The organism is Stenotrophomonas nitritireducens, assembly GCF_001431425.1.
GTDB lineage: Bacteria > Pseudomonadota > Gammaproteobacteria > Xanthomonadales > Xanthomonadaceae > Stenotrophomonas > Stenotrophomonas nitritireducens.
The window spans coordinates 1-13488 of the sequence record NZ_LDJG01000039.1 but is presented as its reverse complement, the minus strand read 5'-3'; the positions used below and the strand labels follow the sequence as shown (position 1 = coordinate 13488).

Sequence of the window (13488 nt, the reverse complement as noted above, 5' to 3'; positions counted from 1 at the left end):
CGCGCCTTCCGCGCGCGCTTCCAGCAATGGATGAACGGTCTGTGGCAGCAGAAGGACGAGGACATCGCCGCGCGGCTGGACGACCGCTCGCCGTAGGGCGGGGCGCCGCGCCGCCGGGGCATCACCGGCCAGGCCCGCCGGGCGTTGCCCGGCGCTACAGAGCCAGCCGTTCTGTAGAGCGGGGCACCGCCCCGCTAGGGCATCACCGGCCAGGCCCCACCGGGCGCTGCCCGGCGCTACAGAGCCGGGTCATCTTGTAGAGCGGGGCACCGCCCCGCTGGGGCCTGGCCATTGCGGTCGGCCTGCTCTGGTTCTTGCGCGTTTCCCGTTCCTCTACACTCGTTCCTTGTCCAACAGAGGAACCGCCATGTCTACCGCCTTCTATCCCATCGGAACGCCCGGCCACGCCTGGGGCGCGCCGGAAAAGGCGCAATGGCTGGCGCGGCAGACGGTACGGCGCAGCTATGCGGCCGAAGTGCTGACCAAGATCGATGCCCTGCGCGGCCGCTTCGACGTCGTAACGTACGGGGAACTGGATTACGCCTCCGGCGCCTATCCGCTGCTGGCGATCCGCAGCCGCGATTGGGACGATGCCCTGCCGGTGGCGCTGGTGACCGGCGGCGTGCATGGTTACGAGACCAGTGGCGTGCAGGGCGCGCTGCAGTTCGTCGACCGGCATGCGGCCGGCTATGCCGGCCGCTGCAATCTGCTGGTCGCGCCCTGCGTGAGTCCGTGGGGTTACGAGCGCATCCAGCGCTGGAACGCGCTGGCGCTGGATCCGAACCGCAATTTCACCGCCGGCAGCCCGGCCCCGGAATCGGCGGCGCTGATGGCGCTGGTGCAGCCGCTGGCCGAGCGTTTCCTGATGCATATCGACCTGCACGAAACCACCGACAGCGACGAGGGCGAGTTCCGCCCGGCGCTGGCCGCGCGCGACGGCAAGCCGTTCGAGGCGGACAGCGTTCCCGATGGCTTCTATCTCTGCGCCGATTCGCTCAATCCGCAGCCGGAATTCCAGCAGGCGGTGATCGCCGCGGTGGCCAAGGTCACCCACATCGCGCCGCCGGACGCGCAGGGACGGATCATCGGCTCGCCGGTGGTGGCGCATGGCGTCATCGAATACCCGCTCAAGGCGCTGGGCCTGTGCGCGGGCATCACCGGCGCGCGTTACACCACCACCACCGAGGTCTACCCGGACAGCCCGCGCGCCACGCCCGCGCAATGCGACGACGCCCAGGTGGCGGCGGTGCGCGGTGGCCTGGAGTACGCGCTGGCGCAGCGCTGAACCGCCTCGTCCTGCGCGCACGGCTTCGACCCACGCGCGGCGCGGTGCGCATGAACGGCATCCTGGCAGGGCCATCGATGGCGATGCTGGCCCGCTCCGGCGCACATGCGGCGCAGGTGCCGGCCTGCGGACGGCGCGCCATCGGCTTTTCCGCCAGCGGGGTGGACAAGGGCGTGTTCGCCTGGGAACGGCGGACGCCCGATGCCTGCCGCGACCGCCGCAATGGCTTCACCGGCACCGGCCGGGCATGAGCCGCCGGCAGCTGCAGCGGGGCACGGACACCCGGAGCGCCTGCGTGGGGCCTTCCCGCGCGGGCAGGCGCAAGGCAAGGCGGCAGCCTCGCCCTGAAGCGGCGCTTGAGCCACCCCGCGACACGCCGGCAGTTCGGCGCCACGCTGCCCTGGGGCAGGCCCCGCCGGGCGACGACGGCCATGCCCGCCGGACCCATCCCATTGATGCGATGCCGCGCGGTCTCCCGCGCGCCGCTCAGCGGCGCTTGCGGATCAGGGTCGAGGAGGCCTGCAGGATGGCGCGGGTGAGCTGCACCATCGAGGCGACCTCGCCCTTCCAGTGTTGCCAGTACAGCGGGATGTCCTCCCAGGCGCGCGCCTTGACGTAGACCAGGCGCCCGCTGTCCAGGTGGCGGCGCACCAGCGGCAGGGGATTCATGGTCCAGCCCAGGCCGCCGAGGTTGGCGTGGACGAAGGCGCGGGTGGAGGGAATCCACCAGGTCGGCGCGTGCAGCGACTGCTGCGAGCCGGTCAGGCGCTGGGCGTAGCGCGCCTGCAGGTCGTCCTTGCGGTTGAACACCAGCACCGGGGCCTGCGCCAGCGCCTGCGCGGTGACGCCCTTGGCGAAATGGCGCGCGTGGAATTCCGGGGTGCAGGTGGCGGCGTAGCGCATGCTGCCCAGCGCATGGATCTGGCAGCCCTGCACCGGCTCGGACAGGGTGGTGACCGCGCCCAGCACCGCGCCCTGGCGCAGCAGCGCGACGGTGTGGTCCTGGTCCTCGGTATGCAGGTCCAGGGTGGTGCTGCCGGCCTTGGCGAAGGCCAGCGCGGCCTCGGGGAACCAGGTCTCCATGCTGTCGTGGTTCACCGCCACCGGAATGCTGGCCCGCGGCAGGTCGGCGTCGGACAGGCCGATGCGTTCGAACGCATCGCGTTCCAGCAGCGCGGTCTGCTCGGCCAGGCGCACCAGCACCTGGCCCTCGGCGGTGGCCTCGGTGGGCGTGGTGCGCCTGACCAGCAGCTTGCCGACGCGCTCCTCCAGCGCCTTGATCCGCTGCGACACCGCCGAGGCGGTGACGTTCAGCGCAAGCGCCGCGCGCTCGAAGCTGCCTTCGCGGATCACGGCGGCCAGGGCACGCAGCTGGGCGTGGTCGATGCGCATGATTAAGTTCGGCTAATGATGGTTTAAGAAGTTTAGCTCTACTTTTTGATGCTGCACTGCGACAATCGCCCGCATCGACGCACCCCGGTGCCGTCCTCCCCCATCAGCAGACAGGCAGTCCCCCCATGTTTTCCGTAGTAGCCGCCCAGGCCACCAGCAGCGCCTGGCTCAGCGGTGCCGGTACCGGCATCGGCCTTTTCGCCGTGGTCGGCGCGCAGAGCGCCTTCATCCTGCGCCAGGGCATCCTGCGCCAGCACGTGATCCCGGTGATCGCCACCTGCTTCGCCATCGACGCGGCGTTCATCTTCGCCAGCGTCGCCGGCCTGCGCACCCTGACCAACCAGTTGCCGTGGCTGACCACGGTGCTGCTGTGGGGCGGCGTCGCCTTCCTGGTCTGGTACGCGCTGCAGTCGGCGCGGCGGGCCATGGCCGGCGGTGGCGGCATGCAGATGGACGACAGCGCCGAGTCCTCGCGCCGCGCGGCGATGCTGGCCGCGGCCGGGTTCTCGGTGATCAACCCGCACTTCTGGCTGGACATGGTGGTGATCGGCTCGATCGCCGACAACTTCGGCCACGCGCGCATGGCCTTCGCCGCCGGCGTGGTCACCGCCAGCGCGATGTGGCTGACCGCGCAGGGCCTGGGCGCGCGCCTGCTGGCGCCGCTGTTCGACAAACCGGGCACCTGGCGCGTGCTCGACGGTACCATCGCGGTGATCCTGAGCGTGCTGGCGCTGACCCTGGCGCTGCGCGGCGTCGGTTGATGGCCGAGGCGGCGGCCATTTGCGGGCCCGCCGGCACGTCGCCGTGCGCCGGCGGCGCGGCGGTCCGCGCATGAGCGCGCCGCGTCCGGCCCTGTGGACGCCGGGTTTCCTGTTGGCCTGCATCGCCAACTTCCTGATGGGCATGTCGTTCTACGTACTGATGCCGACGCTGCCGTTCCACCTGGTGGAGCAGTTGCGGATCGGCGAGGCCACGGTGGGCCTGGTCCTGTCCAGCTACGTGATCGCCGCGCTGCTGGTGCGGCCGTTCTCCGGTTTCATCGTCGACCGCTTCAACGCCAAGCACGCCTACCTGGCCGCGCTGGCGGCCTACGTGCTGTTCACCTCCGGCTACCTGCTGGCGCACACCGTGCTGGCCTTCGTGCTGGTACGGCTGGGCATCGGCGTGACCTTCGCGGTGATGAGCACCGCCGCCAATACCCAGGCCATCGACATCGTTCCATCCGCGCGCCGTGGCGAGGGCATCGGCTTCTTCGGCCTGATGAGCAGCCTGGCGATGGCGCTGGGGCCGATGGCCGGCCTGTGGCTGATGGACCGCTATCCCTTCCAGGCGATCTTCGAGGCGGCGGTGGCCGCCGGCGTCGCCGGCCTGCTGGTGGCCTCGCTGGTGCATGCGCCGCGCAAGCTGCGCGACGGCGCGGCCACGGTGCTGTCGCTGGACCGCTTCCTGCTGGTGCGCGGCATTCCGCTGGCGCTGAACCTGGCGGTGATCGGCCTGGGCTACGGCATGCTGCTGGCCTTCGCCGCACTCCATGGCAAACAGTTGGGGGCCGGCAATACCGGCATCTTCTTCACCCTGATGGCGGTGGGGATGATGGTTTCGCGCGCCTTCTCCGGGCGCCTGGTCGACGGCGGCCGGGTGGTGCTGGCGACCAACGGCGGCAGCCTGGCGATCGTCGCCGGCCTCGGCCTGATGGCATGGGCGAGCGCGCCGGGAACCTATTACCTGTCGGGCCTGCTCGCCGGTTTCGGTTTCGGCGTGGTGTACCCGGCCTACCAGACGATGATGGTCAACCTCGGCGGCCATGCGCGGCGCGGCACCGCGGTGGCCACCTATTTCTGCGCGCTGGACGTGGGCATCGGCGCGGGCATGGTGCTGGCCGGCCTGATCGCGGCCCGCTTCGGCCTGGCGGCGGCGTTCGCCGGCGGCGCGGTGCTGGCGCTGGGGGCCGGCCTGGTCTATGCGCTGTTGCTGTCGGCGCGCTTCGTGCGTGCGCCCGGGGCCGATGCCACGGGCGTCGCGCAACCGGGAAAAAACGGCTGAAGACCGGCGGCGCTTGGTCGCCGCCGGCCTGTGGCAGAATCAATCCGCTTGCGGCGGCCTTGTGGCGCCGATCCATCATTTCCGGGGGAAGAATGAAGAAGTACCTGCCCATCGTCGCCGCGCTGTGCCTGTTGTCGGCCTGCAGCCAGGGCATCAAGGGCGTCTATGCCGATGCGATGGGCGTCACCCGGTACAGCTTCACCACCGGCGGCAAGGTCACCATCGAGGCGATGGGCATCTCGCAGGAGACCACCTACGTGCGCGAGGGCGATACCTTGAAGGTGGCGTTGCCGCAGAAGGGCGCGTCGCTGGATTTCACCATCAACCAGGACGGCTCGCTGGGCGGTCCGCTCGGCATCCGCCTGGAAAAAGCCGACAGGTGACGGGGCGCGGCATGCGGCCTGCACATTCTGCGCACGGGAGGCGCCTGCGTTGGAACCGGTGATCCTCTCCGCGGTCGTGGCAGCGCTTCTGGCCGGCGCGGGCGCGGCCTGGTGGTTCCGGCGGCGGCGTCCGGACGAGGGCTGGAGCTTCGTTCCCGACGCCCGGCCCACCGATCCTGCCGCGGCGCCGAGGATGGAACCGGCCCTGCTGCCGGAGATGCGCCGGCGCTTCCTGCGCGCCGCGCTGGGCATTGAAGGTACCGGGGCGGAGGCGCCAGATACCCCCGAACACCGCCAGGTGGCCGACGCCGTGATGGCGACCCTGGAACGCGCCGACCTGTCGCAGCGCTACATCCCGCGGCGCCCGCACCTGCTGCCGCAGCTGATCCAGAGCGTCAACGACAGCGCCGCCTCGGCGCGTTCCATCGGCCGCATCATCGGCAGCGACCCGCTGCTGACGGTGAACCTGCTGCGCATCGCCAACAGTTCGCTGTACCGCTTCCAGCAGCAGGAAGTGCGCAGCATCGAACGCGCGGTGACCCTGGTCGGCAACGAGGGCATCCGCCAGATCATCTCCGCCGCGCTGGTGCAGCCGGTGATGAATCCCCCCGACCGCGACGGCGGGAGGTTCTCGCAGCGGATGTGGGACTACACCCTGCGCATGTCGCTGGCCGCGGCCGACCATGCGCGCGGCGTGGAGCGCGAGGATGGCTTCTCCGCGCAGCTGGCCGGCCTGCTGCGCGGGCTGGGCATGGTCATGGTGGTGCGCGCCACCGCCGACGCCTATTCGCGCCGGCAGACGCTGGCGCCGTCGCCGGAACTGCTGTTGTCGCTGCTGGAGCGCTGCACGCCGGCGCTGGCCGCGCGGATCGCGCGCGAATGGCATCTCTCCGCGGACATCGCCACCGCGCTGGAGGCGGGCGGGCAGGATGCGCGCTCGTCGTCGCTGGCGCGCTCGCTGGAGGTCGGCGAACTGGCCGCGGCGCTGTCGATGCTGTGCCGGGAGGACCTGCTGGAGGAAGCGCAGGCGCTGGAACTGCTGTCCGCCTGCGTCCCCGGCCACGTCGGCGCCTGGTTGTGGAAGCGGGTCAGCCCGGACGAGCCGCGCGACGGTTGAGCCGGCCGCCTGCCGGCGGCGGGCAGCGCCCTACAGCTGCGATTCGAGCGGCAGCCAGCTGATGACGCGCGCGGTGGCGCGCTGCAGCCAGGTGGTGTCCGGTTCGGCGACATCGCTGGCCGGCGGCGTCCGTGCGCGGTCCAGCCAGCGCAGCTCGCCATCGCGGTCCAGGTAGAGGTAATAGCTCAGTTCGGGACCGGACAGACGCAGGTATTCCTCGCGCAGCTGCGCGGCCAGCACCGGATCGTCGAACAGCACGCCCATCTCGGTGTTGAGGTAGGCCGAGCGCGGGTCGAGGTTGAACGAGCCGACGAAGCCGCGCCGATCGTCCACCACGATGGCCTTGGTGTGCAGGCTGGCGCCGCTGCTGCCGAAGGCCGAGCTCCTGCCGTCACCGCTGCCGCCCGATTTGAGTTCGTACAGCCGGGCGCCGCCGCGCAGCAGCGGCAGCCGGTAGCGCATGTAGCCGCCATGCACCGCGGCCACGTCGTTGGCCGCCAGCGAGTTGGTGACGATGCCGACCTGCACGCCGTCGGCCAACTGCCGCAGCAGTTGCGCGGTGCCGGCGCGGCCGGGAACGAAATACGGCGAGATCAGCAAAGTCTTGTGCCGTGCCTGGCCCAGTGCGTCCGCCAGCCGCGTCACCAGCCAGTCGCTCCGGTCGTTGCCGCGGTGCTTGAGCGGCGGATCGGAATACACCTGGATGCGCTCGCTCCAGTGCAGCGGCAGGCGCCCGCCGACATAGCCATCGCCAAGCCGTTCGCGCAGCCGTTGCAGGTAGGGGCGCGCCTCGGCCTGGCGTGCATCCAGGCTGGCGCGGGAAATCAGCTGGCCGAGCTGGTGCGGCGAGGCCGGGGCGAGGGTGGCGATGGGCACGGCGGCGCGGCTGTTCCAGAACGCGTCGAAGATGGCGCTGGCCTGGCCGGCGGCCGGGCCGGCCAGCAGCAGGTCCAGGTCGCGGAAATTGACGTCCGGGCGCGCATCGAAATACTCCGCGCCGATGTTGCGGCCGCCGACGATCGCCACGCGGCCGTCGGCGATCCAGGCCTTGTTGTGCATGCGGTGGTTGAGGCTGAAAACCCGCTGCACCATCTCCACCAGCCGCCACAGGCCCTCGCGGTTGCGGAACGGGTTGTACAGGCGCACCTCGATGTTGCGGTGCGCGTCCAGCGCCAGCAGCTGCGCGTCCAGCCCGGAGGCGTTCATGTCGTCCAGCAGCAGGCGCACGCGCACGCCACGCTCGGCCGCCGCATACACGTCGCGTACGAGCAGGTGGCCGACCATGTCGTCGTGCCACATGTAGTACTGCAGGTCCAGGCTGCGGCCGGCCTGGCGGGTGACGACCGAGCGCGCGGCGAAGGCTTCCAGGCCGTCGACCAGGTAGGCCGCGCCGCTCCGGCCGCGATGCGCGGCGAGCTGGGGTTCGAGCGCGCGGTCCAGCGGGGTCTGCCCGGCGCGCGGCGGCAGCGCGGTGGAAGGCGTGCCGACGGCGCGCGGAGTGAGCCGGTCGCCCAGCAGCAGGCCGCTGGCGACCAGCAGCAGGAGCACGGCGAGGAGGCGGCCGCACAGGCGCAGCAGGCGCCTGGCGCGGGAGCGGGGCGGTTCCATGCGCGCATCCTAGCGGCGATCGGGTGCTGCCGGCGGCGTCGGCATGACGTTCCGGGGATGCGGGTGCCGCGCCGTCTGGGCGAGAATCGCGGTTTGCCTTGCCCGAGCCTGCCGATGAGCGACCGTTCCACCTTCTTCCGCGCCCCCAGCCTGGTGGCCCAGATCATCATCGGCCTGCTTGCCGGCATCGTATTGGCGCTGGCCTGGCCGCAGGGCGCGCAGGCGGTGGGGCTGCTCGGCACGATCTTCGTTTCCGCGCTGAAGGCGGTGGCCCCGGTGCTGGTCCTGGTCCTGGTGACGGCCTCCATCGCCAACCACCGGCAGGGGCAGAAGACCCATATCCGCGCGATCCTGCTGCTGTATGTGATCGGCACGCTCGCCGCCGCGCTGGTCGGCGTGCTGGCCAGCTACCTGTTCCCCAGCACCCTGATCCTCAAGACCCCGGCCGGGGCCGGCATGAGCGCACCGGGCGGTATCGGCGAAGTGCTGCGGACGCTGCTGATGCAGGTCGTCGACAACCCGGTGAACGCCTTGACCCATGCCAACTACATCGGCCTGCTGGCCTGGGCGATCGGCCTGGGGCTGGCGCTGCGCCACGCCGGTGACGGCACCCGCGCGCTGGTCGGCGACCTGTCCGCGGCGATCACCTGGATCGTGCGCATGGTGATCCGGCTGGCGCCGCTGGGCGTGTTCGGCATCGTCGCCTCGCTGCTGGCCGAGTCCGGGCTGGGGGCGCTGAAGAACTACCTGCACGTGCTGTGCGTGCTGGTCGGCGCGATGCTGTTCATGGCCTTCGTCGGCAACCCGCTGATCGTGGCGGTGGTGACCCGCCGCAACCCGTATCCGCTGGTGCTGCGCTGCCTGCGCGAGAGCGGCATCACCGCGTTCTTCACCCGCTCCTCGGCGGCCAACATCCCGGTCAACATGGAGCTGTGCCGCAAGCTGGGCCTGCACGAGGAAACCTATTCGGTGGCGATCCCGCTGGGCGCGACCATCAACATGGCCGGCGCGGCGATCACCATCTCGGTGCTGACCCTGGCCGCGGTCAACACGCTGGGCATCGCGGTGGACCTGCCCACCGCGCTGCTGCTGAGCGTGGTGGCGGCGATCGGCGCCTGCGGCGCCTCCGGCGTGCCCGGCGGCTCGCTGCTGCTGATCCCGCTGGCCTGCGGCCTGTTCGGCATCTCCAACGACGTGGCGATGCAGGTGGTGGCGGTGGGCTTCATCGTCGGCGTGGTGCAGGACTCGGCCGAGACCGCGCTCAATTCCTCCACCGACGTGGTGTTCGTCGCCGCCGCCGAACAGGCGCGCGGGCGCGGCTGATGGCGATGGCCGCGAGTTTCACCCCGGCGGTACGCATCGGCCTGTCCATCGCGCTGGCCACCGGCCTGTACGGCGTTTCCTTCGGCGCGCTGGCGGTGGCGTCCGGGTTCAGCGTCGGCCAGACCGTGGCGCTGAGCCTGCTGATGTTCACCGGCGGCTCGCAGTTCGCCTTCATCGGCGTGGTCGGCGCCGGCGGCACCGGCGCGGCGGCGTTTGGCGCGGCCACCCTGCTGGGCATCCGCAACGCGGTGTACGGCGCGCAGATCAACCGCATGCTGCGGCCGCGCGGCTGGCTGCGCCCGCTGTCGGCGCAGGTCACCATCGACGAATCGGTGGCGACCGCCGCCGGCCAGAGCGAGCCTGCCGAGCAGCGCCGCGGGTTCTGGGTGGCCGGCGTGGGCGTGTACCTGCTGTGGAACCTGTTCACCCTGCTCGGCGCGCTGCTCGGCGACGCGCTGGGCGACCCGCGCCGCTGGGGGCTGGATGGCGCCGCGGTGGCGGCCTTCCTCGGCCTGCTGTGGCCGCGCCTGCGCTCGCGCGAGCCGGTGGCCATCGCCGTGGCCTGCGCGCTGGTGACGATGCTGGCGTTGCCGTGGGCGCCGCCGGGCGTTCCGATCCTGCTGGCGGCCGCGGTCGCGGCGGTGTGGGGCTGGTTCGGGCGCGGCCCGGCCGATGAGGGGCTGGAGCCGGACGTGACGCCCGCCAGCGATGCGGGGGACGCGCGATGACGTTGTGGAGCTGGGTGCTGCTGGGCAGCGTCGTGGCCTGGGCGATCAAATTCTGCGGCTACCTGGTGCCGGTGCGCTGGATGGAATCGCCGCGCATGACCCGCGTGGCCGGCACCCTGACCATCGGCCTGCTGGCGTCGCTGACCACGATGAACGCGGTCTCCGCCGGGCAGGGCGTGGTGCTGGACGCGCGCCTCGGCGCACTGGCGGTGGCTGCGCTGGCCCTGCTGCTGCGCCTGCCGTTCCTGGTGGTGGTGCTGGCCGGCGCCGCGGCGGCAGCCCTGCTGCGCCTGCTGTAGGTGCCGGGTGGGCCATGACGGGAATGCCCTGGCGGGGCGTTGCCCCGCTCTACAGGGAACAGATCGCTGGCAGGGCTGTAGTGCCGGGCAACGCCCGGCAGGGCCTGCCCGGGAACACCCCCGGCAGGGCGGTGCCCCGCTCTACAGGGAACAGATCGCTGGCAGGGCTGTAGCGCCGGGCAACGCCCGGCAGGGCCTGCCCGGGAATGCCCCCAGCGGGGCGTTGCCCCGCTCTACAGGGAACAGATCGCTGGCAGCGCTGTAGCGCCGGGCAACGCCCGGCTGGGCCTGCCCGGGAACACCCCCGGCAGGGCGTTGCCCCGCTCTAGGGAGAGCGATGCCTCAGAAGCGCTGGCCGGACGCGAGATAGCGCCACTGGCCGTCCGGCATCCGGCTCAGGCCGATGCGGCCGATGCGCAGCCGGCGCACCAGCGCGGCGCGCAGCCCGACCTGGGCGCACATGTGCTGCAACTGCCCCGGCCGCACGTCCTTGATCGCGAAGCGCAGGCGCTGCTCGCTCTGCCAGCTGACCTTGCAGGCGGGCAGGGCGCGTCCCTGGTAGTCCAGCCCATGGGTCAGCTTCGGCAGCGCCCACGGGCTGCCTTCGCCTTCGACATCGACCATGAATTCCTGTTCCAGCCCCGGCCCGGCTTCGAGCAGGTGCCGGCGCACGCGCCAGTCCTGGGTGAGCACGACCAGGCCGCAGGCGTCGTCGTCCAGCGGCATCGGCGTTTCCAGGCGCAGGAAGTGGCGGTGCAGCATGCGAATGCCGGAGGCGTCCTCGGCGAAGCGCCCATCCTCGCGAAGCAGCGCGGAGAGTTCGTCGGCGGTGCAGCCGGCGGGCTTGTTCAGCAGCAGCGTCGACGGTTCGGCCGGCTCGCTGGCCGCGCCCGTGGCGAGGGTGACGGTTTCGCCGGCCACCATGGCCTGAGGCGCCTCCACCACCACGCCATCCACGCTGACCCAGCCGCCCTCGATGTAGTGCCGGGCCTGCGCGCGGGAACATTGCAGCTGCGCGGCGAGGCGCTTGTCGAGGCGGATGGGGGTGGTCATGGTGCTGGTCCGGTACGGCGGGCGGGGAGTGTAGCGCCGGGACGAGGGCAGGTGCCGGACTTGCCCGCCACGAAGCATTGCCGGTGGGGCGCCGCGCGGGGCAGGCGCCACACCTACGGGTCAGGGGGACGCACGGTTTCCTGCTCCAGCGCGGTCAGGTACAGGCGCAGGTCGAATTCCAGCTGGTGGTAGTCCGGTTCCATGTGCAGGCACAGCTGGTAGAAGGCCTTGTTGTGCTCGGCCTCCTTCAGGTGCGCCAGCTCGTGCACCACGATCATCCGCAGGAACTCGGCCGGCGTATCGCGGAACACGCTGGCGATGCGGATCTCGCGGCTGGCCTTGAGCCTGCCGCCGTGGTTGCGGGAAACGGCGGTGTGCAGGCCGAGCGCGTGCTTGAGCACCTGCAGCTTGCCGTCGTACAGCACCTTGCCCAGCGGCACCGACTGGCGCAGGTGGCGCTCCTTCAAGGCCTGCACGTAGTCGTAGAGCTGGCGGTCGCTGCGCACCGCATGCGCCTGCGGGTAGCGGCGGCGCACGGCCTGGCCCAGCGCTCCCTGCGCCAGCAGCTCGCGGGCGCGCTGCTGCAGGTGTTCGGGGTAGCCGGCGAGGTATTTCAGGGGCTGCATCGGCGGGCGCGGGCAGGGGCGGGCCGGTATCATGGCAGCATCGATCCGATCACGTAGTGCAGAAATGGCAAAGGCGAACCCCCTGCAGGAGCAGCTGCTCAAGGCCGGCCTGGTCAAGAAATCGCAGGTCGCGCAGGTCGCGCGCGAGCAGAACAAGGCGCGGCATGCCAAGGGCGCGCCGCCCGGTCCCAGCGAAGGCCAGCTGGAAGCCGAACGCGCGCGCGCGGAAAAGGCCGAACGCGACCGCGTGCTGGCCGCCGAGCACAACGCCCGGCGCCGCGCCGAGGAGCTGCGCGCGCAGGCGCGGCAGATCATCGCCGACCGCAGGGTGCCGCGCCGCGGCGAACTGGAATACCGCTTCAGCGATGGCGAGGCGATCCGCACCCTGCTGGTGGACGAGACGCTGCGCAGGCAACTGGCCGCCGGCACGCTGGTGATCGCGCGCCATGGCGAGGGTTTCGAACTGCTGCCGCGGCTGGCCGCGGAGAAGGTGCGCGAGCGCGACGCCACGCTGATCGTGCTCGACCACGGCCAGGCCGGCGATGCGCCCGAATCCAGCGGCAATGCCGAGGATGACGCCTATTACGCGCAGTTCGTGGTGCCCGACGACCTGGTGTGGTGACGCCGGGCGGGCGCATTGGCCCGGGATACGGGCGGTTGCGCTAGGCTGGGCCCAAGTCACTTCGGAGCAGCCAGCCATGGCCACCGGTTGGGCGGGCGATACCGCCGTTCAGGATCAGATCGACGCCACCGTCGAGGACGCGATCAAGCGCGCCCGCAGCCGCCTGCCCAGCGGGCCGGGGCTGGAGCGCTGCGAGGAATGCGATGCGCCGATTCCCGAGGCGCGGCGCAAGGCCATTCCCGGCGTACGCCTGTGCGTGGCCTGCCAGCAGGCGCTGGATGCCGAGGAATCGGCCCACAGCGGCTACAACCGCCGCGGCAGCAAGGACAGCCAGTTGCGCTGAGGCTCAGCGGCCGTCGCTGCCGAGCATGAAGCTCCCGCGCCAGCGCCGCATCGCGAACAGCCACCACAACCACCCGGCGACGGCGACCAACCCGCCGACCCCGCCGATATGGCCCATGCCCAGGCGCAGGCCGACCTGGCTGCCGATCAGCGCGCCGGCGCCGATGCCGATGTTGAAGATGCCCGAGAACAAGGCCATCGCCACGTCGGTGGCGTCGGCCGCCAGCCGCAGCACCTTGGACTGCATCGACAGCGCGAAGCAGATCATCGCCACGCCCCACACCGAGGCCAGTCCGTAGAGCATCCATGCGCTGCCGGTGGACAGGCGCAGGCCCAGCAGGCACAGCGCCAGGATGCCGATGGCGGCGAGCAGGAAGCCGCGCGGCCAGCGCGTGCCGAAGCGCGAGAACAGCAGGCTGCCGAAGAAACCCATGCCGCCGAACAGCAGCAGCACCCAGGTGGTCACGTGCGCATCGAAACCGCCGACCTGCTGCACGAACGGTTCGATGTAGCTGTAGCCGGTGAACTGCGCGGCTACCACCACCATCACCAGCAGGTACAGCGCCAGCAGCGCCGGGCGGCGCAGCAGCAGCGGGATGCTGCTGGCCGAACCGCTGTTCCGGCTGGGCAGCGCCGGCAACAGCCGCGCCAGCACCGCCATCGCCAG

The 13488-nt window shown here is 71.4% G+C and carries 16 protein-coding genes; 11 read left to right on the top strand and 5 right to left on the bottom strand.

The genetic code is table 11. The features are described 5' to 3' along the window. The first annotated feature begins 367 nt into the window (after positions 1 to 367). Positions 368 to 1285, top strand: a complete 918-nt coding sequence (locus ABB22_RS17105; RefSeq protein WP_055770208.1) for a M14 family metallopeptidase — start codon at positions 368 to 370, stop codon at positions 1283 to 1285. Positions 1286 to 1335: 50 nt separating this feature from the next. Next, complete coding sequence (locus ABB22_RS18295) at positions 1336 to 1536, top strand: hypothetical protein (protein WP_055770206.1); 201 nt, start codon at positions 1336 to 1338, stop codon at positions 1534 to 1536. 235 nt (positions 1537 to 1771) lie between these two features. On the opposite strand, the gene ABB22_RS17100 is transcribed toward ABB22_RS18295, so the two are convergent. Beyond that, complete coding sequence (locus ABB22_RS17100) at positions 1772 to 2677, bottom strand: LysR family transcriptional regulator ArgP (protein WP_055770200.1); 906 nt, start codon at positions 2675 to 2677, stop codon at positions 1772 to 1774. A 125-nt stretch (positions 2678 to 2802) separates the two neighbouring features. Here ABB22_RS17100 and ABB22_RS17095 point away from each other — a divergent pair, with 125 nt between their 5' ends. From ABB22_RS17095 to ABB22_RS17080, 4 genes are all read left to right on the top strand, one after another. Next, positions 2803 to 3438, top strand: coding sequence for a LysE/ArgO family amino acid transporter (locus tag ABB22_RS17095; RefSeq protein ID WP_055770197.1), 636 nt, complete (start codon positions 2803 to 2805; stop codon positions 3436 to 3438). A 70-nt stretch (positions 3439 to 3508) separates the two neighbouring features. After that, entirely contained in the window at positions 3509 to 4720 is a 1212-nt protein-coding gene (locus ABB22_RS17090) for an MFS transporter (RefSeq protein ID WP_152984244.1), read from the top strand. A 92-nt stretch (positions 4721 to 4812) separates the two neighbouring features. Further along, positions 4813 to 5103, top strand: coding sequence for a hypothetical protein (locus ABB22_RS17085; RefSeq protein WP_055770191.1), 291 nt, complete (start codon positions 4813 to 4815; stop codon positions 5101 to 5103). A 76-nt stretch (positions 5104 to 5179) separates the two neighbouring features. Beyond that, positions 5180 to 6220, top strand: a complete 1041-nt coding sequence (locus ABB22_RS17080; RefSeq protein WP_152984243.1) for an HDOD domain-containing protein — start codon at positions 5180 to 5182, stop codon at positions 6218 to 6220. A 30-nt stretch (positions 6221 to 6250) separates the two neighbouring features. Here the strand turns inward: ABB22_RS17080 and ABB22_RS17075 are convergent, their stop codons facing one another. Further along, on the bottom strand, positions 6251 to 7828 hold the full coding sequence (locus ABB22_RS17075; RefSeq protein ID WP_055770185.1) for a phospholipase D family protein: 1578 nt from the start codon (positions 7826 to 7828) through the stop codon (positions 6251 to 6253). A 114-nt stretch (positions 7829 to 7942) separates the two neighbouring features. Here ABB22_RS17075 and sstT point away from each other — a divergent pair, with 114 nt between their 5' ends. From sstT to ABB22_RS17060, 3 genes are read left to right on the top strand one after another with little or no spacing between them, the layout of a single operon-like run. Further along, complete coding sequence (gene sstT / locus ABB22_RS17070; protein WP_055770183.1) at positions 7943 to 9151, top strand: serine/threonine transporter SstT; 1209 nt, start codon at positions 7943 to 7945, stop codon at positions 9149 to 9151. Next, positions 9151 to 9879, top strand: a complete 729-nt coding sequence (locus ABB22_RS17065; protein WP_162838914.1) for an AzlC family ABC transporter permease — start codon at positions 9151 to 9153, stop codon at positions 9877 to 9879. The genes sstT and ABB22_RS17065 overlap by 1 nt, the downstream gene beginning before the upstream one ends. Then, positions 9876 to 10178: an AzlD domain-containing protein gene (locus tag ABB22_RS17060; protein WP_055770180.1), complete on the top strand. Its 303-nt coding sequence runs from the start codon at positions 9876 to 9878 to the stop codon at positions 10176 to 10178. The genes ABB22_RS17065 and ABB22_RS17060 overlap by 4 nt, the downstream gene beginning before the upstream one ends. 342 nt (positions 10179 to 10520) lie before the next feature. Here the strand turns inward: ABB22_RS17060 and ABB22_RS17055 are convergent, their stop codons facing one another. Together ABB22_RS17055 and ABB22_RS17050 are read right to left on the bottom strand one after the other, a co-directional pair. Beyond that, positions 10521 to 11231 carry an RNA pseudouridine synthase gene (locus ABB22_RS17055; RefSeq protein WP_055770176.1) on the bottom strand — a complete coding sequence of 237 codons (711 nt, stop codon included), beginning with the start codon at positions 11229 to 11231 and terminating at the stop codon, positions 10521 to 10523. Between the two features lie 113 nt (positions 11232 to 11344). After that, positions 11345 to 11857, bottom strand: a complete 513-nt coding sequence (locus ABB22_RS17050; RefSeq protein ID WP_055770174.1) for a M48 metallopeptidase family protein — start codon at positions 11855 to 11857, stop codon at positions 11345 to 11347. 64 nt (positions 11858 to 11921) lie between these two features. Between ABB22_RS17050 and ABB22_RS17045 the strand changes: the two genes are divergently transcribed. Continuing rightward, complete coding sequence (locus ABB22_RS17045; protein WP_055770170.1) at positions 11922 to 12479, top strand: DUF2058 domain-containing protein; 558 nt, start codon at positions 11922 to 11924, stop codon at positions 12477 to 12479. A 76-nt stretch (positions 12480 to 12555) separates the two neighbouring features. After that, complete coding sequence (locus tag ABB22_RS17040; protein WP_055770167.1) at positions 12556 to 12822, top strand: DksA/TraR family C4-type zinc finger protein; 267 nt, start codon at positions 12556 to 12558, stop codon at positions 12820 to 12822. Positions 12823 to 12825: 3 nt separating this feature from the next. Here ABB22_RS17040 and ABB22_RS18450 read toward each other — a convergent pair. Next, positions 12826 to 13488: MFS transporter (locus tag ABB22_RS18450; protein ID WP_484600306.1), on the bottom strand; the 663-nt coding region annotated here is incomplete at its 5' end.